The 17,413-nt window shown below is 37.5% G+C and carries 12 protein-coding genes; 11 read left to right on the top strand and 1 reads right to left on the bottom strand.

Annotated features, from left to right (window positions below; translation table 11 throughout):
- The first annotated feature begins 133 nt into the window (after positions 1-133).
- The 6 genes from acnA (at position 134) to C7S20_RS18890 (ending at position 6,148) form a co-directional block, all read left to right on the top strand.
- On the top strand, positions 134-2,926 hold the full coding sequence (gene acnA, locus C7S20_RS18915; protein ID WP_107013919.1) for an aconitate hydratase AcnA: 2,793 nt from the start codon (positions 134-136) through the stop codon (positions 2,924-2,926).
- A 37-nt stretch (positions 2,927-2,963) separates the two neighbouring features.
- Entirely contained in the window at positions 2,964-3,305 is a 342-nt protein-coding gene (locus C7S20_RS18910) for a cupin domain-containing protein (RefSeq protein WP_107013918.1), read from the top strand.
- 105 nt (positions 3,306-3,410) lie between these two features.
- Positions 3,411-3,767, top strand: coding sequence for a carboxymuconolactone decarboxylase family protein (locus C7S20_RS18905; RefSeq protein ID WP_227009058.1), 357 nt, complete (start codon positions 3,411-3,413; stop codon positions 3,765-3,767).
- A gap of 125 nt (positions 3,768-3,892) precedes the next feature.
- On the top strand, positions 3,893-4,603 hold the full coding sequence (locus C7S20_RS18900; RefSeq protein ID WP_107013917.1) for an SDR family oxidoreductase: 711 nt from the start codon (positions 3,893-3,895) through the stop codon (positions 4,601-4,603).
- 25 nt (positions 4,604-4,628) lie between these two features.
- The gene (locus C7S20_RS18895) at positions 4,629-4,940 is read left to right on the top strand and encodes a hypothetical protein (RefSeq protein ID WP_107013916.1); all 312 of its coding nucleotides are present in this window, start codon (positions 4,629-4,631) and stop codon (positions 4,938-4,940) included.
- Positions 4,941-5,350: 410 nt separating this feature from the next.
- Positions 5,351-6,148 (top strand): universal stress protein, encoded by a 798-nt coding sequence (locus C7S20_RS18890; protein ID WP_107013915.1) that lies wholly within the window; start codon positions 5,351-5,353, stop codon positions 6,146-6,148.
- A gap of 319 nt (positions 6,149-6,467) precedes the next feature.
- On the opposite strand, the gene C7S20_RS18885 is transcribed toward C7S20_RS18890, so the two are convergent.
- Complete coding sequence (locus tag C7S20_RS18885; RefSeq protein ID WP_107013914.1) at positions 6,468-8,552, bottom strand: amino acid carrier protein; 2,085 nt, start codon at positions 8,550-8,552, stop codon at positions 6,468-6,470.
- 1,329 nt (positions 8,553-9,881) lie between these two features.
- Between C7S20_RS18885 and C7S20_RS18875 the strand changes: the two genes are divergently transcribed.
- The 5 genes from C7S20_RS18875 to C7S20_RS18855 all read left to right on the top strand — a co-directional run bounded on the left by C7S20_RS18875 (position 9,882) and on the right by C7S20_RS18855 (position 17,356).
- Positions 9,882-10,505: an N-acetylglucosamine kinase gene (locus C7S20_RS18875; RefSeq protein WP_159039993.1), complete on the top strand. Its 624-nt coding sequence runs from the start codon at positions 9,882-9,884 to the stop codon at positions 10,503-10,505.
- 380 nt (positions 10,506-10,885) lie between these two features.
- Positions 10,886-14,029: a glycoside hydrolase family 2 TIM barrel-domain containing protein gene (locus tag C7S20_RS18870; protein ID WP_107014330.1), complete on the top strand. Its 3,144-nt coding sequence runs from the start codon at positions 10,886-10,888 to the stop codon at positions 14,027-14,029.
- A gap of 69 nt (positions 14,030-14,098) precedes the next feature.
- Entirely contained in the window at positions 14,099-16,033 is a 1,935-nt protein-coding gene (nagB, locus tag C7S20_RS18865) for a glucosamine-6-phosphate deaminase (protein ID WP_107013911.1), read from the top strand.
- Between the two features lie 29 nt (positions 16,034-16,062).
- Positions 16,063-16,395 (top strand): hypothetical protein, encoded by a 333-nt coding sequence (locus C7S20_RS18860; RefSeq protein WP_107013910.1) that lies wholly within the window; start codon positions 16,063-16,065, stop codon positions 16,393-16,395.
- A gap of 31 nt (positions 16,396-16,426) precedes the next feature.
- The gene (locus C7S20_RS18855; RefSeq protein ID WP_341476509.1) at positions 16,427-17,356 is read left to right on the top strand and encodes a dihydrodipicolinate synthase family protein; all 930 of its coding nucleotides are present in this window, start codon (positions 16,427-16,429) and stop codon (positions 17,354-17,356) included.
- Positions 17,357-17,413 lie beyond the last annotated feature (57 nt).

Genomic DNA, 17,413 nt, shown 5'->3' with positions numbered 1-17,413 from the left:
CCTTTTTAAAGGAATGCCTACCTTTATAAGGTATTTATCACAATAAATGAGACTTGTAAGAAGCAGGTAGCTTTAAGAACTCCTATTTTGAGAGTGCTAAAAATCATCTTCTTTTAAATATAAAATAGCAGCTATGTCTAAAGATCCATTTAAAACTCAAAAATCTTTCAATTTTAGGGGGAAAAACCTCACCTACTTCAGTCTGCGGGAGCTTCATAAACGAGTGAATAATATAAACAAACTACCATTTTCGATCCGCATTCTATTAGAAAATACACTTCGTAATTTTGATGATTTTGCGGTTACCCAAGAACATATTGAAACCCTTTTAAATTGGACCCCCCAGGCTTCAGAAAAGGATATCCCTTTCAAACCAGCTCGTGTTTTGATGCAGGATTTTACCGGTGTGCCCGCAGTTGTAGATATTGCGGCCTTACGCGCCGAAGTAGCCAGGAAGGGCAAAAATGCAGAAAGTATAAATCCTCTTATTCCTGTAGATCTGGTGGTGGATCATTCTGTGCAGGTGGATTACTTCGGTACCAATTATTCCTATAAAAGGAATATGGAAGAGGAATATAAAAGGAATAAGGAACGCTATCAATTTTTAAAATGGGCCCAGCAAAATTTTAATAATTTTAGCGTTGTTCCTCCAGGAATGGGGATTTGCCATCAGGTAAACCTGGAATATTTAGCTAAGGGAGTAGTGGAAAGAGATGGAGTTGTTTTTCCGGATACCTTGGTAGGAACAGATAGTCATACTCCCATGGTAAACGGAATTGGGGTTGTAGGCTGGGGTGTAGGAGGTATAGAAGCCGAAGCCGCTATTTTAGGACAGCCTATTTACTTTATTATGCCAGAGGTAATTGGGCTTAAACTTACCGGAAAACTACCTTTAGGTTCCACAGCTACAGATCTTGTTCTTACTATTGCCAATTTACTTCGGAAACATGGTGTGGTAGGAAAATTTGTAGAGGTTTTTGGTCCCGGGCTCGATCATCTTTCTGTACCAGACCGCGCCACCATAGGAAATATGTCGCCAGAATTTGGCTGCACCGTGACCTACTTCCCAATTGATAATAAAACGCTGGACTATATGCGCCAAACAAACAGGGAGGAATCACAGATAGAACTCGTAGAAGGATATTGCAAAAACAATATGCTATGGCGCGAGAATGAAAATGAAATAGAATATTCCTCTGTGGTGGAGCTTGATGTATCTATGATAGAACCTTCGGTTGCCGGACCAAAACGTCCCCAGGATAAAATTCTTCTGAAGGAATTCAAGAACAAATTCATCGAATTATTAAATGCGGGTTTTGGAAGAGAATACATTGACCGGGACAGCCGGGATGTGGAAAATTCCATCGCGCGATGGAAGTCGGAAGGGGGGAAACAACCCGTACCGGGGGCTCATTCGGAAAGACCTGATTCTGACATTGAAGTGGATAGTAACCGACTTAAAACAGTCTGGATCACGGAAGGAGAAGATAAATTTATGCTTTCAGATGGGTCAGTAGTTATTGCTGCCATTACTTCCTGTACCAATACTTCTAATCCTTTTGTCATGGTGGGCGCTGGCCTGGTAGCCAGGAAAGCTCGGGAGCATGGAATAGATGTTAAACCCTGGGTGAAAACTTCCCTGGCCCCAGGCTCAAAAGTGGTAACCGATTATCTGGAAAAAGCAGATTTAATGAAAGATCTGGAAGCGCTGCAATTCCATTTGGTAGGTTACGGTTGCACTTCGTGTATAGGAAATTCCGGACCTTTGCCACCTCAAATTGCGAAAGCGGTGGATTCAAACGATCTGGTGGTGGCATCGGTCCTTTCGGGAAATCGTAATTTTGAGGCTCGCGTTCATCCGCAGGTAAAAATGAACTTTTTAATGTCGCCCATGCTCGTGGTGGCGTACGCAATTGCCGGAAGAGTGGATATTGACCTTATTAACGACCCGATTAGTTACGATAGAAATCAGCAACCGGTTTATCTTAAAGATATTTGGCCCACCAACGATGAGATAAATGAAATATTAAGCAAAGTACTTTCTCAGGGCGATTTCGAAAAAAATTATGGAGAGATATTCGAAGGAAATGAAATATGGAGAAATCTGGAAGTTCCTAAGGAGAAAGTTTATAAATGGGAAGAAAGTTCCACTTACATTAAGGAAATTCCTTTTTTCAAGAATATTACAGTTAAACCTGCAGCTTTTCAGGATATCAAAAACGCTCGAGCTTTATTAGTATTGGGCGACAGCATTACCACAGACCATATTTCCCCCGCAGGAGCCTTTAGCAAAGAATCAGCAGCGGGAAAATATCTTATTGAACACGGGGTAGAGGAGAAAGCCTTTAATTCCTATGGTTCCCGCCGTGGAAATGACCGTGTAATGGTACGAGGGACATTTGCCAATGTTCGCATCAAGAATAAACTTGCTCGGAAAGAGGGGGGTTATACCCGTTATTTAATTTCTGGTGAAGAAATGAGTATTTATGATGCCGCACAAAAATATAAGGAGGATCAGACACCCTTGATCGTTTTGGCAGGTAAAGAATATGGAAGTGGTTCTTCACGGGACTGGGCGGCAAAAGGTACCTTTCTATTGGGTATAAAGGCTGTGTTAGCAGAAAGCTATGAACGCATTCACCGCAGTAACCTTGTAGGTTTAGGGGTATTGCCGCTGCAATATAAAGATGGGGAAACCGCAGAAAATTTAGGCCTGTCAGGAGAAGAAAAATTCAGTATATCAGGAATTGAGCAGGGATTAACCCCACAAAAATTATTGGATATTACTGCCACAAGTAGGGAAGGAAAATCCATTGAATTCCAGGTCATAGCAAGACTGGATTCCAACATTGAAATAAATTATTATCAAAATGGCGGAATCTTACAGTATGTTCTACGTCAGTTCCTGGAAAAGGAAGTTTCATAGTGCCGGAAGTTGTACAGAATAAATTAAATAAGAATCTATGAAAACTGCATCATTAACAAATGGGATTGAACATCACGAAAGCTTTCCGGTATTACAGGTCTTATTGGATACCGAAACCGGAAGAGAAATTAGGATCACCTTTAAAAAGGATCAGGTTATGGAAGAGCATCAAACCCCTTTTCCTATCGTGGTCGAAATTTTTGAAGGAAGTATAGCTTTTGGGGTACAGGGCAGAATTAAGATCCTTAAAAAGGGCGATTTAATCGCTCTGGGAGGTAATATTCCGCATGATCTGAAAGCTATACAACAGAGTATATTACGATTAAGCCTAAACAAAGCAAACGCTGCAGAACAGATTGAAGATCTGGTAAAGAATTGATCTTACCATAGCATCAGGAAGATCAAATTCGTATAGGGGAATGGAGGAGCTGATTCCGTATTGAAAAGGAAGGCTGTAAACCAAAACTTTAGATTCTAATCTTCAATGGAAAAAATATACAAAGAGAATATGGAAGATAAAAGAATGTATCCAAAAATGACCAAAGAGCTTGCCGATAAAAAAGCCGCGCTTGCACCACAAAACGTAGAGGCCTGGCGAAATTTTAGCAAAACAGTATTTAAAGCCGGTGCATTAGATGAAAAAACAAAACAGTTGATCGCTGTGGCTATCGCTCATGTAACCCAGTGTCCCTATTGTATAAAGGCACATACCCCTCAGGCTATCCGCAAAGGGGCGAGCAAAGAAGAAATTATGGAAGCTGTTTGGGTGGCTTCAGAAATGCGGGCGGGTGCCGCTTATGCTCATGCAAATATTGCCATGGAAGAGATGGAAAAATACTGAATCTTTCTTCTTTTTCATGGAACTGCAAAATAATTCGTGGCGATTAATGGTTGGAACAGACTTGCCATAAGTTTCCGAAAAGAACCGGGAACTTATAAACCTGACAAATAGAATTAATATCAAAATTGCAGATAGATAAAAAAATAGCGGTTGTTACAGGCGCCAGTAGTGGATTAGGTGCTGCCATTTCTACAGCTTTAGTTGAAAACGGAGCAAGAGTTTATGGCCTGGCCAGAAATAAGAATGCTCTGGATGAACTAAAGAAAATCCTTGGTGAAAATTTTATTTCCGTAGAGGTGGATATTTCAGAAGAAAAAGCTGTTACAAAATGGATTTCCAAAACTTTTTCAGAACAATGTTGTCCGGATATCCTTATTAACAATGCTGGTATTGGCTCTTTTGGTAAAATAGATGAAATTCCTACTACTGAATGGCTTTCAATGGTAAACACCAACATAAATGGGATGTATTATTTGACTTCGCGAATGGTTCCATTTATGAAACAAAAAATAGACAGTTCGCATGTTATAAACATAGGTTCTATTTTAGGAACTATGGCTAGAGCAGAAAGTGCGGCTTATAGTACTACAAAATTTGGGGTGCGGGGGTTTAGCGAAGCCTTGTTTAAAGAACTTCGTGATTTCAACATCAAGGTTACCTGTCTTAACCCTGGTTCCATTGACAGCGAATTTTTTAAAAGTTCCGGTATAGAAGCACATCAGAATATGTTGCAGCCCCAAGATCTTGCTGCAACCGTTATTCATATTTTACACACGCCGGATAATATGCTGATCAATGAACTTACCATTCGACCACTAAATCCAAGAAAACCCTAAAATTGACGTAAAAATCTCTATAGTAATGGATGTATTAGGTTATTTTAAAAAAAAGTCAAAAATGGAGAAAACTTCTCCTCCTGTTGATTGTCCAGTGTGCTGGGGGTACCAACAATACGATAACGAGATACGCAATGTCTTCCAGGATAAACATATAGATGTGAAAAATCACAAGGACAAGTACATGAAGGTTCAAAAGTTCATGGTAGAGCATCTTAATGGTATTGAGTATAAAAATGGAAAAATTAAGGAAGGCCTCAGTAAAATAAAGAAAGACAAAAAATTAAAATTACGAAAAGTAATATCTGGAAATGATTTAAAACAAAAAATCACGTAACCACCAGAGCATATATTAACACAATGGGTTTTAAATTCTTATTTGGAGAGACTAAAGCTAATACGCAGAGGATACCGTAATAGTGTTGAAATTTTTATTAATCCGGGTTAAGAGGGTGTAAAATAAACTCTGTCTGAATAAAATTAATTTAAATTTCTCTTCAGACAGAGTTTAATTTACAGACCCCGGGTTAAGGAAAATTGATATTGATGCTCATCCTCCTACCGTTGCAACCATTTAAAAATTTTTTCTTTCTAAACCTTATCCTTAATCACTTTGGGTTCATCTTCAAATGATTTCTCCCTCATAAAAGATTCCATAGTATTATCAGTAAAAGAAACGAAAGGTGATAATCATCATTTTGTGTTATTAAGATTTAATCTAATTATGCTTTTTCATTAATAAGTTTTATGAACGTTCTCTTATTATCAGATTTTTCAGAAGTTGCAATAAATGCAACCCATTATGCCATGGATCTATTGCAGTATGAAGAGGTGAATTTCACATTGCTGAATATTTATGATCCTAAACCTGATGCTCCAGAAGCAGAAATGGAGCAAGAGCGAAATGCGATTAAATCAATAATGCAGGAGCGCTTACAAAAATTGAGAGAACGTTCTTCATCTGGAATGCAAAAATTTAGTGAATATTATACTGAGGATCCGTTGGTGAAAGCAACCCGTAAATATATGGAGGTAAACCATGTAGATCTTTTAGTAATGGGAGCAGTAGGAAAAGAATTCCGTCATTCAACAATTTTGGGAAAACACACTTATGAAATCATTACCAAAATAAAATGTAATATTCTTGCTATACCGGAAGATGTACAATTTGATTTACTTGACAGCATCTTGATGCCGCTAGACTATGGCATTTCTTTACATAATCAGAACTTACAATTTTTGGGCAATAATAGATTGTTTCAAAAGGCAAAATTGAATGTTTGGGAAATGACCCCCGAATCAAGTGAATCCAAACTGATTAGGGCATATATTTCTCAACATTTTAATGAATCCGAATTAATTTTCTCTCAACTAAAGGATATTGAGAACTTCCAGAAACTTACCTGGATCGAAGTTCAAAAAAAATTTAATCTCATAATAATTCATGGTAAAAATTTAAAAATATGTGATCAACTCATGCATAATGAACACGGACTCTTTACTTCTCATCCCAATCGAATTCCAATTTTAGTGTTGCATGATTAATTTTGGTGAATGAAATGAGTTACCATTCAGGGATAATAAAATAGAGGGTCTTAATAACTGAGATAATCGGGTAGGTGTGAAACATCAATTTCGGTTTAGCCGATAATTATTGGAACGGTATTTTCCAATTTACGAACATTGCCCGGCCCATTATAACGTATTAGATTTTCATTGCCTTATCAGAAATTCATACTCGAGGTTTTCTATATTCCCGACCCTATTTTTTAGAAAATGCTGAAAGCACTGCGGGATATCATCTTTTCTGTCCCTTAAGGGGGGAGTGGTTATCTTAACCATATTTATGGTAACCCTAGTTTTCTTATAAATTAGGGGACTTATTAAATAAATTCTTTTTAGGTACTATTTCCTGGCGTTTTAGTTTAAAAATATATTGGTCTAAATCTTCTTTTACTTCTCCAGACATTATATAAAGTCCAATAATATTAGGAAAAGACATCATTAAAATCATCATATCTGCAAAATCCAATACAGCTCCTAAGCCAACTGAAGCGCCAATGACAACGAACAGTAAAAAAATTATCTTGAAAAGCAGCTCACTTTTATTGCTTTTACCGAAAAGAAACGTCCATGCTCTCATTCCGTAATATGACCAGGATATCATCGTGGAAAAAGCAAATAAAAAAACCACTATAGTCAGAACATATGGGAACCAGGAAATTACGGTGGCAAAAGCATCTGAAGTTAATTGGACACCACTAATCCCTTGTACTTCATGCATGCCTGTGAAAATTAAAACCAGCGCTGTTAGGGTACAAATTACTACCGTATCTATGAAAGGTTCTAATAAAGCTACAAAGCCCTCTGAGATAGGGTAATTAGTTTTTCCAGCACTATGAGCAATAGCTGCGGATCCCACCCCTGATTCACTTGAAAAAACAGCTCTTTGAAATCCTACAATCATGACTCCTATGACGCCACCTTTCATCGCGGAGGTATTAAAAGCGCCGTTATAAATTGAATATAATGCAGACCCTAAATTTTGAATGTTCATGCCTATTATCAAAAGGGCTGAAAATACGTATATGACGGCCATGACAGGAACTATGCGACCGGTAACCTTTCCAATGCTTTCAATTCCTCCAATAATAACAGCTCCTACGAGGGTAGCCAAAATCAATCCAAAATAAAATCCATTTCCCTGGAGGATAACAAATTGACTTGCCAGAATTTGGAAGGATTGATTGGCCTGAAACATATTGCCTCCACCCAGGGTAGCCCCGACACATAAAAGAGCAAAAAGTGTAGCTAACAATTTTCCAAGCCTTCCTAAATTTCTTTTCTCTAATCCATATCTTAAATAATTCATTGGTCCACCAAATATCTTTCCGTCAGGGTTGATGATCCGATATTTAACTCCTAGGGTGCATTCGACAAATTTGGAAGCCATTCCTAAAAATCCCGCAATGATCATCCAAAAAGTGGCACCGGCTCCTCCTACAGAAATTGCGATGGCTACTCCAGCAATGTTTCCAAGCCCTACTGTAGCTGAAACGGCAGTTGCCATCGTTTGAAAATGGGTGATTTTCCCTGGTGCATCGGGGTCATCAAATTTTCCTTTTGCCAGGTTAATGGAATGTCTTATCCCTTTGAAATTAATGAATCCCATGCGAATGGTAAAAAAGGCCGCTCCTATGATTAGCCAGATAACTATAAGGGGGATGGTATGCGTTTTAGGGTCTCCATTAGGATATTTCACCAAAACGGGTGTTTGATATTTTATTTCTGCAAGGTTATGAGCTCCTATTTCTATGATGTCTTGTTTACTGTCCGAATTGTATATCATTTCCTTACTTTGTACCAAATGCTTTAAATTTCCTGTCGCATTTGCTTTAACCGGAAAATCTCCATAATTTTCTGAGGTTACTATGGCAATTATAGTTCCCTTCCTCACCAGAGTGTCCTCTTTGACCAACCACTTTTTTAAATAATATTTATCATGAGTAGTTGGATTCCAATTGGGTATTGGAACTTTTTTGACATCCGCATAAACTTTCGGATCATAGAATCCAAATGCGCTAAAGGGGTCCCAGAAAAGGAAACTTTTTAAGGATCCTACAAGTGGTACCGCAGTTCCATTAAAATATTCAGCAATATGGATGGGTTGAATTTCATAACTCCGTAAAGTTGACTTTCCTTTACTATCTGTAATGAGGACCTGGTATGGAGTTCCCTCCGTAAGGTTATAGGCCGATGAGGATTCCAATGAGGTATTTTTATCTGACCATTTATAGGTATAAGGCGGTGTACCTCCCGATACCTTTAATTTAATGTAACCATCATTGATTAGTTTAGAGGTATTACCTAAATCGGCATTAACCTGCAGATTTTGGGCTTGTATTGGAAAGGATAATAAGACAATGAGAGTTATAAGATATTTAATCATTTGAGCTTTAAGTAATCTTGTTCGCTGCAAAGCTAAACGAGGAGATCAAGGTGTCCATTGATATACATCAAAATACAAGCTCAAAGGTGGAAAAAACTTTCCTATAAAGTTCGTATGATATACATTATTAGCCTGAAATGATTTGGCCTTTAATTCCGCTTAGGGTTGCACTGGTAATTACCAGATAAGAGGCAATCATGTGTTGAAGAACCCTTTGGTAAATGTTGGAGAAATGTCTGAATAAGAATGAATGCCTTTCAAAAGGGATTTTCAAGGAGGAGATCCCAATTGGAATTTGCTAAAAGAGTAAATCGCTTTTCCAGAACTTGAATATTATAAATGGAGCATTCTCCAGAGAAGAAACTATATAAATCAGTTGTACATCTTCCTTGGGGAGGGAACTTAAGAATGTGGTTATTTTCTTCTGAATCAATCGAAAATCCACACAATCGAACCTATCTACAAATATCGTTTAGGAGCATATATCCATAAAAAATAAGGCAGGGCGTAGCTATGGTTTGTGATGTATATCAATGAACATGAGAAAGGTTTTAACGAACTTTGTATATACAAAATGATAAAATATAAAAAGGATTATGAACACTTAAATTTTAGAAATCATGAAAAATTTTAAGACTCATCACATTAGCAAAATAGATGTAGCTGTGCGATATTTAATTGCTGCAGAGTTAACCATTCTTATGACTACCGGAGCAATAAGAGGAATCTTTCTCATATTACTTATAATTTTCACTGTTTTATTGGTCTATACCGGTGTCGTTCAAAAGAGCTTGCTTAAAGGAAAGCTATATTAAGGCTTTTATCTAGATATCATGGGAATCGGGATTGTAAGCTTAACTACCCCGGTTAAATAGTAAGTAGTAGCTTCAAAAGCCCCAATTGGAATTTTTAAAGCCTTTTTCTCTTATTTCCTGTAGTATTAGGTTTTTTCATCCTTTGTAATTTCTCCCATTTCCAGGTTATTCCTTTTACCTAATCCAAATTTTCTCTTCTTAATTTCTATGATTAAAGCTAAATTATTTATTTTATATGTAGGACATAATACAAATTTTATTAAATTTATTTCAAATTTTAGATATGATTTTAATAGCGGAAAGTGGATCTACCAAAAGTGATTGGGTACTGTCTGATTATCAGGGAAATTTCAAAAACCGGTTTCACACGGAAGGAATAAACCCCGTATTACTTGATCACAAAGAAATTTTAAGTATTATTTCATCCAATCAAGAATTGAAAAATAGTTTTCGGAAGGTTTCTGAAATATTTTTTTATGCAGCAGGTTGCGGTACGAAGGAAACGGATGAAAAAATGAAAGAAATTTTTCAAAAACTTATGTCTCCTGCTGCAGAAATTATAATTAAGGGGGATATGGCGGCAGCAGTCTATAGTGTAACTTTGAAACCCGCTGTGGTGTGCATTTTAGGTACCGGATCAAATAGTTGTTTTTTTGATGGAAAAAATATCGTTCAAAGGATGCCTTCTTTAGGCTATTTATTGGACGACGCCGGTAGTGGAAATGCGATCGGGCGTGAAATTTTACAGAGTTATTATTTTGAAAAAATGCCCCGGCATCTGCGAAGGATATTTGATCAGTCCTTCAATATGGAACTTGAATTCGTACTCACCCAGTTATATCAGAAATCTTTTCCAAACCGGTATCTGGCCTCTTTTACTAAGTTAGCTATCCAAAATTTAGATAAACCTTTTTTCAAGGATCTTATAAGAAGGAACATTCAAAATTTTTTAATTGAAAATCTTCAACCTTATAAAGAGGAATTGCAATGCTATCCCGTCCATTTTATTGGTTCGGTAGCCTATTATTGCAGAAATATTATCGAGGAGGAATTATTGCAATTAAATTATAAGCCAGGCAATTTTGTTAAAAGCCCAATCGATGCCTTGGTAGACAACATGCTAGAGAGTCCAGCATAGTTTTATTTAGCTCAAATTACTTTGGAAGTAGTTTCAAATCTATATAAATCACGGTCTCCAGCGCTATTTCGGCTTGAGCTTAATTTTGCAGCTCCACTACAAAGAGTGATGGATAAGAAAATTCAGTCATCAGCCTGTTATGACAGGTAATCACGGCTACTTTTTATGAATCTTATAGCTTCTTTAAATAATGTTACAATGGGAATAATTCCAGAAAATTCATCTGCAGCTAGTATTTATCCAATGAATCTATACAAGGAACGGATTATCAGCTTATGATAAAGGAGAAAAGGATTTTTAAAAAAAGTATGGCTAGGCTAAAAATCTTCAAATAATATAGTAGTTTTGAAAAAGTATTATGTTATACATAAATGAAATCAATGGTTTTCAATCAATTTATTCAAAAATTATTCATTTTTCTGTATTTATTATTGGTGCCTTTTAAATTTTATGGGCAGAAGCCTCCCTATGAAGATCAAACCTTCAACCAGGATCATAGAGTGCCCATGCATGCCAACTATGTGGTTTATTCAAAAAACCCTGTATCTGGGTCTTTATATGACTGGCACACCTCAAATTTATATTTGAATTTAAATGGATATTGGAAATTTTATTTTGCTAAAAATTTAAAGGAGGTTCCTTCCGAGTTTTACGAAAAAAGTAAAATAAATACGTTTACCGATTCTATTATCGTACCCTCTAACTGGGAGATGGAGGGTTACGGTTATCCAATTTATACCAATGAAAAATATGATTTTCATAATTTAATAAAAGTTGATCCTCCTAAAATACCCGAAGAGTATAACCCCACTGGGGTTTATGCCAAAACGTTCGAAATCCCTTCTAGTTGGTCTCAGAAAGACATTTTACTTCATGTGGGGGCGGCTAAATCTAACCTTAAAGTTTGGATTAATGGGGCTTATGTTGGATATGGTGAAGACGGAAAACTTTCCCAGGAATTTAATATCACCGATTACCTAAGGAAAGGGGAAAATACTGTAGTTCTGCGGGTGATGCGCTGGAGCGATGGCTCCTATTTAGAAGATCAGGATTTTTGGAGGATGAGTGGAATTACCAGGGACACCTATCTTGTGGCTCGAGAGAAAACGCGGTTAGAGGATTTTTCAATTGTAACAGATTTTGATGAAAACTTTGAAAATGCTGACCTGAAAATATTCCCGAAATTTATCCAATTTGAAGAGAATAGTCCAAAAAAAGTAAACATCGAATTAATAGACGGATCTGAAATAATAAGCAAAAAGCAAATTTTGTTAAGTCAGTGGAAAGACAATGATTCTATTATTATTCCTTTTAAAAATCCCAAAAAATGGTCTGCGGAAAGCCCTTATCTCTATACTGTAAATTTTCAACTTGTCGACCGGCATCAAAAGGTCTTAGAGGTAATAAGCCAGCGCGTAGGTTTTAGAGAAATTCAAATCAGAAATGGAGAATTGCTGGTTAATGGTAAGCCCATTTTAATTAAAGGAGTGAATAGGCATGAAACAGATCCAGAGACCGGTCAAACACTTTCCCGGGAGAGAATGGCACAGGATATCAAGTTGTTGAAGCAATTTAATATTAATGCTCTTAGAACCTCACATTATCCCAACGATAGCTATATCTATGAATTAGCTGACCAGTATGGGATTTATATTGTGGATGAAGCCAACATTGAATCCCATGGAATGGGCTATTCCTTAGTTCGCACCCTTGCCAATGATCCAAGTTGGGGGAAGGCACATTTGCAACGAATCGCCAGAATGTATGAAAGAGATAAAAATCATCCCTCTGTCATAATCTGGAGCATGGGTAATGAAGCCGGAAACGGTGTCAATTTTTATGATGCCTATAGATGGCTTAAAAACCGGGATGGTACCAGGCCGGTACAGTATGAAAGAGCGATTTTACCTTGGCAATCGAAGGGGAACATAGAAGTAGAATGGAATACGGATATAATTCCTCCGATGTATCCAACCCCGCAGGAAATGGCTGATTTCTATCTAAATAATCCTTCGCCGAAGCGTCCCTATATTATGTGTGAATATGCTCATGCCATGGGCAACAGTGTAGGAAATTTAAAGGAATACTGGGATTTCATTAGGGGACACAAACATTTCCAGGGTGGATTTATTTGGGATATGATTGATCAATCTTTATATAAAACCCTCAAAGATGGTACAAAAATTTTGGCTTATGGAGGGGATTTCGGTCCCGAGAATGTGCCTAGTGCAAATAATTTTCTGAATAACGGAATTTTTAGTCCCGAGCGCCATCCTAATCCACATTCGTGGGAGGTAAAGCATGTCTACCAGGACATACATACCTCCTTAAAAGACCCCTCTGGGGTGATTTCTATATATAATGAACACTTTTTTAAGGACTTATCAGAGGTCGTTCTTCACTGGGAACTATCGGTTGATGGAAAAATACAGCAAAAAGGAAGTATATCAAATTTAAAGGTGAAGCCACAGGATACTGTTGAAATTACCTTACCTCTGGCACTTCCGAAACAAAAATTCCAGGAAGCTTTCCTCACGACTACATATAATTTAAAAAAGGATAGTGAGCTTTTGAAAAAAGGATTTCCTGTGGCCACCGATCAACTCAAACTTACCGGTGACTGGAAAAATGTAATGGATGTAAGGTCAAGGGGAGCTCAGAATATAAAAAAGACGGCCCAGGCATTAATTATTTCCTCCGGCAAGGCCCAATTTCTATTTGACAGTGAGAGTGGATTTTTAAAGGAATATGCCTTCAAAGGAAAAAACATCCTTAAAAAGGGATTCGCTTTGCAACCGAATTTTTGGCGAGCACCAACAGATAATGATTATGGGGCGGGACTTCAGAAAAGGTTAGCTCCCTGGAGGGAAGTTGTAAAGGAGATGATACTCAAGGATTTCGAGTCTACTAAAGAAAAAGGAGTGATAAAAATTGTTGCGGGCTATTACCTTGCAAACGTGGATTCGCAATTGAAACTCACCTATTTAATCAATGCTGACGGAGTTCTGTCAGTCAGGGGAGATTTGACTTTAAGCGATAAATCTCCTATGCCCTTTCGGGTAGGAATGCAAATGATTTTACCTGAAGATTTCAGTGCAATCGAATACTATGGAAGAGGTCCTTTCGAGAATTATTCAGACCGTAAGGTTTCTGCATTCGTGGGTAGATATAATCAAAGCGTTTCTGAGCAATATTATCCGTATATACGGCCTCAGGAAACGGGCAATAAAAGCGACGTACGCTGGCTAAATATCAAAAGCAAAAATGTGACTCTTCATATCCTTGGAGAAGAGCTTTTTAATTTTACAGCCTTACATTATTTAATGAAGGACTTAGATGATGGTCTTGAAAAAAACCAGCGCCATGCTGCTGAAATTAAATCTCGAAACCTCACTAGTTTGTTCCTGGATTCGGCACAACAAGGCCTGGGAGGTAACAATAGCTGGGGTGCATTGGCATTATCAAAGTATTTACTAAGCGATAAAGAATATCATTTTCATTTTAAAATAATTCCTAAGGAGTAAAAAATTTATCCTATCAACAAGTATAACATAAAACAAAATTTGAAGAAAGTTCAAAAAAGTTAGCATACTATGAAAATCCTTGAAAAAGAATATCAGAATATCCTTTATAAATCTCCCGGTAAATTCGAAGAGACTCGTTTTGAAAAAATCCATAATGAAATTTTTTTAAACTCTGCGGATGCCTCTAAACTGGTAGCAAAAGAAATTGCCGAATTAATTATATCAAAGCGGCAGCAAGGGGAAAACTGCGTTCTAGGACTTGCCACGGGTTCTTCCCCAATTAATGTCTATGCGGAATTGGTGAGACTCCACAAGGAAGAAGGACTAGACTTTGACAACGTCATCACCTTCAACCTGGATGAATACTGGCCCATGGATAGAAATAATGTACATAGTTATCATTATTTCATGCACGAACATCTGTTCAAACATATTAATATCCGTCCCGAAAACATCCATATTCCCGATGGGAGCATTCCTCAGGATAAGTTGATGAACTATTGTTTGGATTATGAAGAGAATATTAAGAACGCGGGTGGAATTGATTTTCAACTTTTGGGTATTGGTCGAACCGGTCATATAGGTTTCAATGAACCCGGTTCTCATTATAACTCCGGAACCCGAATAATAACCCTGGATTATTTAACCAGATCTGATGCTGCTTCATCTTTTCACGGAATTTCAAACGTCCCCAGAAAAGCTATAACTATGGGTATTAATACACTCAAAAGAGCTCATAGAATTGTGCTTTTGGCGTGGGGACAAAATAAAGCAGATATCATAAAAAAGTCTATAGAAGGTGAAATTTCCAGTGCTATTCCGGCTACTTACCTTCAAAATCATCAAAATACCACTTTTGTACTTGATAAAGGTGCCGCTTCGGAATTAACCCGTATTAAGACTCCCTGGCTGGTAGGATCCTGTAACTGGTCGGAAGAATTAAAAAACAAAGGGATCATCTGGTTATCCCAAAAAGTCAGGAAGGCTATCTTAAATCTTACTGACAAAGATTACAATGACTATGGAATGTCGGATTTACTGGCTCAGGAAGGATCTGCTTACAATTTGAACATCGGTATGTTTAATAGAATGCAACAAACGATCACCGGGTGGCCAGGAGGTAAGTATAATGCTGATGACACGAATCGCCCCGAAAGAGCACTTCCAAAGACCAAAAGAATATTGATATTCAGCCCACACCCTGATGATGATGTTATTTCTATGGGAGGGACCTTTGATCGTCTGGTTGAGCAGGGTCATGAGGTTCATGTAGCTTATCAGACTTCGGGGAATATTGCAGTTGCCGATCATGAAGCTCTTAAATTCGCTGAAATAGCCTGGGAATTTGCGAGCGATATGGACAAACAAAAATTGGCGCCTTTAATCCTGGAACTGAAACAAAGAAAAGAAAACGAAATTAATAGTGAACAGGTAAGGCGATTAAAAACACTTATTCGCAAGAATGAATCTTTAGGGGCCACAAGATTTGAAGGATTGCCAGATACTAATGTACATTTTTTGAACCTTCCCTTTTATGAAACCGGTACAATCAAGAAAAATCCTTTGTCTCAAAAAGATATTGATATAGTTAAAGAATTGATTGATCAGATAGAACCCCACCAAATTTATGCCGCTGGAGATCTTGCCGATCCTCATGGCACTCATAAGGTGTGTCTGGATATAATTCTCGAATCATTGGCAGAATTAAAAGATCGGGATTACATGGCAGATTGCTGGTTATGGCTTTATAGAGGAGCATGGCATGAATTTGAGTTACATGAAATAGATATGGCTGTTCCTTTAAGTCCTGATCAGGTATTGAAAAAAAGGCAGGCCATATTTTTTCATCAATCTCAAAAGGATGGAGTCATGTTTCAGGGAGAAGACATTCGGGAGTTTTGGGTCCGGGCCGAGGATCGTAACAAAGAAACGGCTATCAAATACAGGGACCTGGGATTAGCAAAATATGCAGCCATGGAAGCATTTAAGCGAATGAAGCTATAAATTTTTCGAATGCCTTAAGTTGAACAGCTATGAACCCTCAAAGAAGAAAGGATATAGGAGCCGAAAATTGGAAGACCACAGGTAGGACTTTCCTGTTTCAAATGAAATTCGAGACAGCAGGACCTGGCAGATATATGAAGCTACTGGGGCTTCTGGAGGCGGAATTTGATTTATACCAACAACAGCGATTTTCCGACTCTTTAGTGATACGATTTCCCGGCGTGAAATGTGAAATAAAAAGGAAAACACAGCGTACTTCAGATTTTGCCGAGGTAACCTTTACAGGACGAACAAAAATGAACTGCAAGGAAAGAGCTTCTCAATTTTCTGAGGTTTATAAGTTTTTTCTTCAAATCCTTTAAAAATAAAAAAAAATAGTTTTTATTTGTTTATATGTATAACATAATGCTTAATAATATGCAAATTTTTGCTGCTACTTACACCCCTTTTAAAAAAGATCTTTCTTTGAACCCTGAAGTGGTGCCTGATTATGGCCTGTATCTACAGGAGAATAAGGTCCATGGTATTTTTATAAATGGATCAACTGGTGATTTTGTGTCCCTGAGTACCGATGAAAGAATGCAACTACTTGAAGCCTGGAAAGAGCACAAAGGCGCCTTAACACTAATTAATCACGTTGGAGATACCAGTTTGGAGGAAGCTAAACGATTAGCATTCCATTCACAGGGAAAGGCGGATGCCATTGCTGCAATTGCTCCTTTTTATTTTAAGCCATCCTCTCTGGATCAGCTGGTAAAATATTGTGAGGAAATAGCTGCTTGTGCTCCTGATCTGCCATTTTACTACTATCATTTGCCTGCACTTACAGGTGTTAATTTTAATATGGTCGAATTTTTAAAACGGGCTTCGCAATGCATTGAAAATTTTGCAGGAATAAAGTTTACCGAAAATAACCTTGTCTCTTTCCAAGAAACCAACGATCAGGCGGGGGGAAAGGATATCTTTTTTGGTGTTGATGAAGCTTTCCTTCCTAGTTTGGCGGCAGGTGCCAAAGGTTGGGTGGGAAGTACTTTTAATCATTTAATGCCTTTATATCAATCGATTGCCGATCAATTTTATGATACTGATTTATCCCAGGCTCGAGAGCTGCAATCTTTTGTACTAAAATTTGTACAAATTTTGAGCCGGGCCGGAAGCTTTAATGGGGGAGGAAAAAGCTTTATGAAATCCCTTGGAATTGATTGCGGACCTTCTCGTTTTCCCCATCCAACCCTTACAGATAAAGAGCTTCAAGAGGTAAGAGAGGAATTCGGTCAACTAGGTATTTCAAATTTTTTAAGTAAGAACTCGAAAGTTTTATAATTTTTTTTGATATTTATTATGTAATACATAAAACAATGCTTAAATTGTCCCTTGTTA

This window comes from Christiangramia fulva (genome assembly GCF_003024155.1).
Lineage (GTDB): Bacteria > Bacteroidota > Bacteroidia > Flavobacteriales > Flavobacteriaceae > Christiangramia > Christiangramia fulva.
The sequence above is the reverse complement of the archived record's forward strand: the minus strand, read 5'-3'. Positions and strand labels throughout refer to the sequence as shown.

Excerpts from the sequence above, each read along its gene's own strand:
- C7S20_RS18855 (WP_341476509.1), top strand. The coding sequence starts at position 16,427 with ATGTATAACATAATGCTTAATAATATGCAAATTTTTGCTGCTACTTAC.
- C7S20_RS18870 (WP_107014330.1), top strand. The coding sequence starts at position 10,886 with ATGGTTTTCAATCAATTTATTCAAAAATTATTCATTTTTCTGTATTTA.
- nagB (WP_107013911.1), top strand. The coding sequence starts at position 14,099 with ATGAAAATCCTTGAAAAAGAATATCAGAATATCCTTTATAAATCTCCC.
- acnA (WP_107013919.1), top strand. The coding sequence starts at position 134 with ATGTCTAAAGATCCATTTAAAACTCAAAAATCTTTCAATTTTAGGGGG.
- C7S20_RS18885 (WP_107013914.1), bottom strand. The coding sequence starts at position 8,552 with ATGATTAAATATCTTATAACTCTCATTGTCTTATTATCCTTTCCAATA.
- C7S20_RS18895 (WP_107013916.1), top strand. The coding sequence starts at position 4,629 with ATGGATGTATTAGGTTATTTTAAAAAAAAGTCAAAAATGGAGAAAACT.
- C7S20_RS18860 (WP_107013910.1), top strand. The coding sequence starts at position 16,063 with ATGAACCCTCAAAGAAGAAAGGATATAGGAGCCGAAAATTGGAAGACC.
- C7S20_RS18905 (WP_227009058.1), top strand. The coding sequence starts at position 3,411 with ATGGAAAAAATATACAAAGAGAATATGGAAGATAAAAGAATGTATCCA.
- C7S20_RS18890 (WP_107013915.1), top strand. The coding sequence starts at position 5,351 with ATGAACGTTCTCTTATTATCAGATTTTTCAGAAGTTGCAATAAATGCA.
- C7S20_RS18875 (WP_159039993.1), top strand. The coding sequence starts at position 9,882 with ATGAAAGAAATTTTTCAAAAACTTATGTCTCCTGCTGCAGAAATTATA.
- C7S20_RS18910 (WP_107013918.1), top strand. The coding sequence starts at position 2,964 with ATGAAAACTGCATCATTAACAAATGGGATTGAACATCACGAAAGCTTT.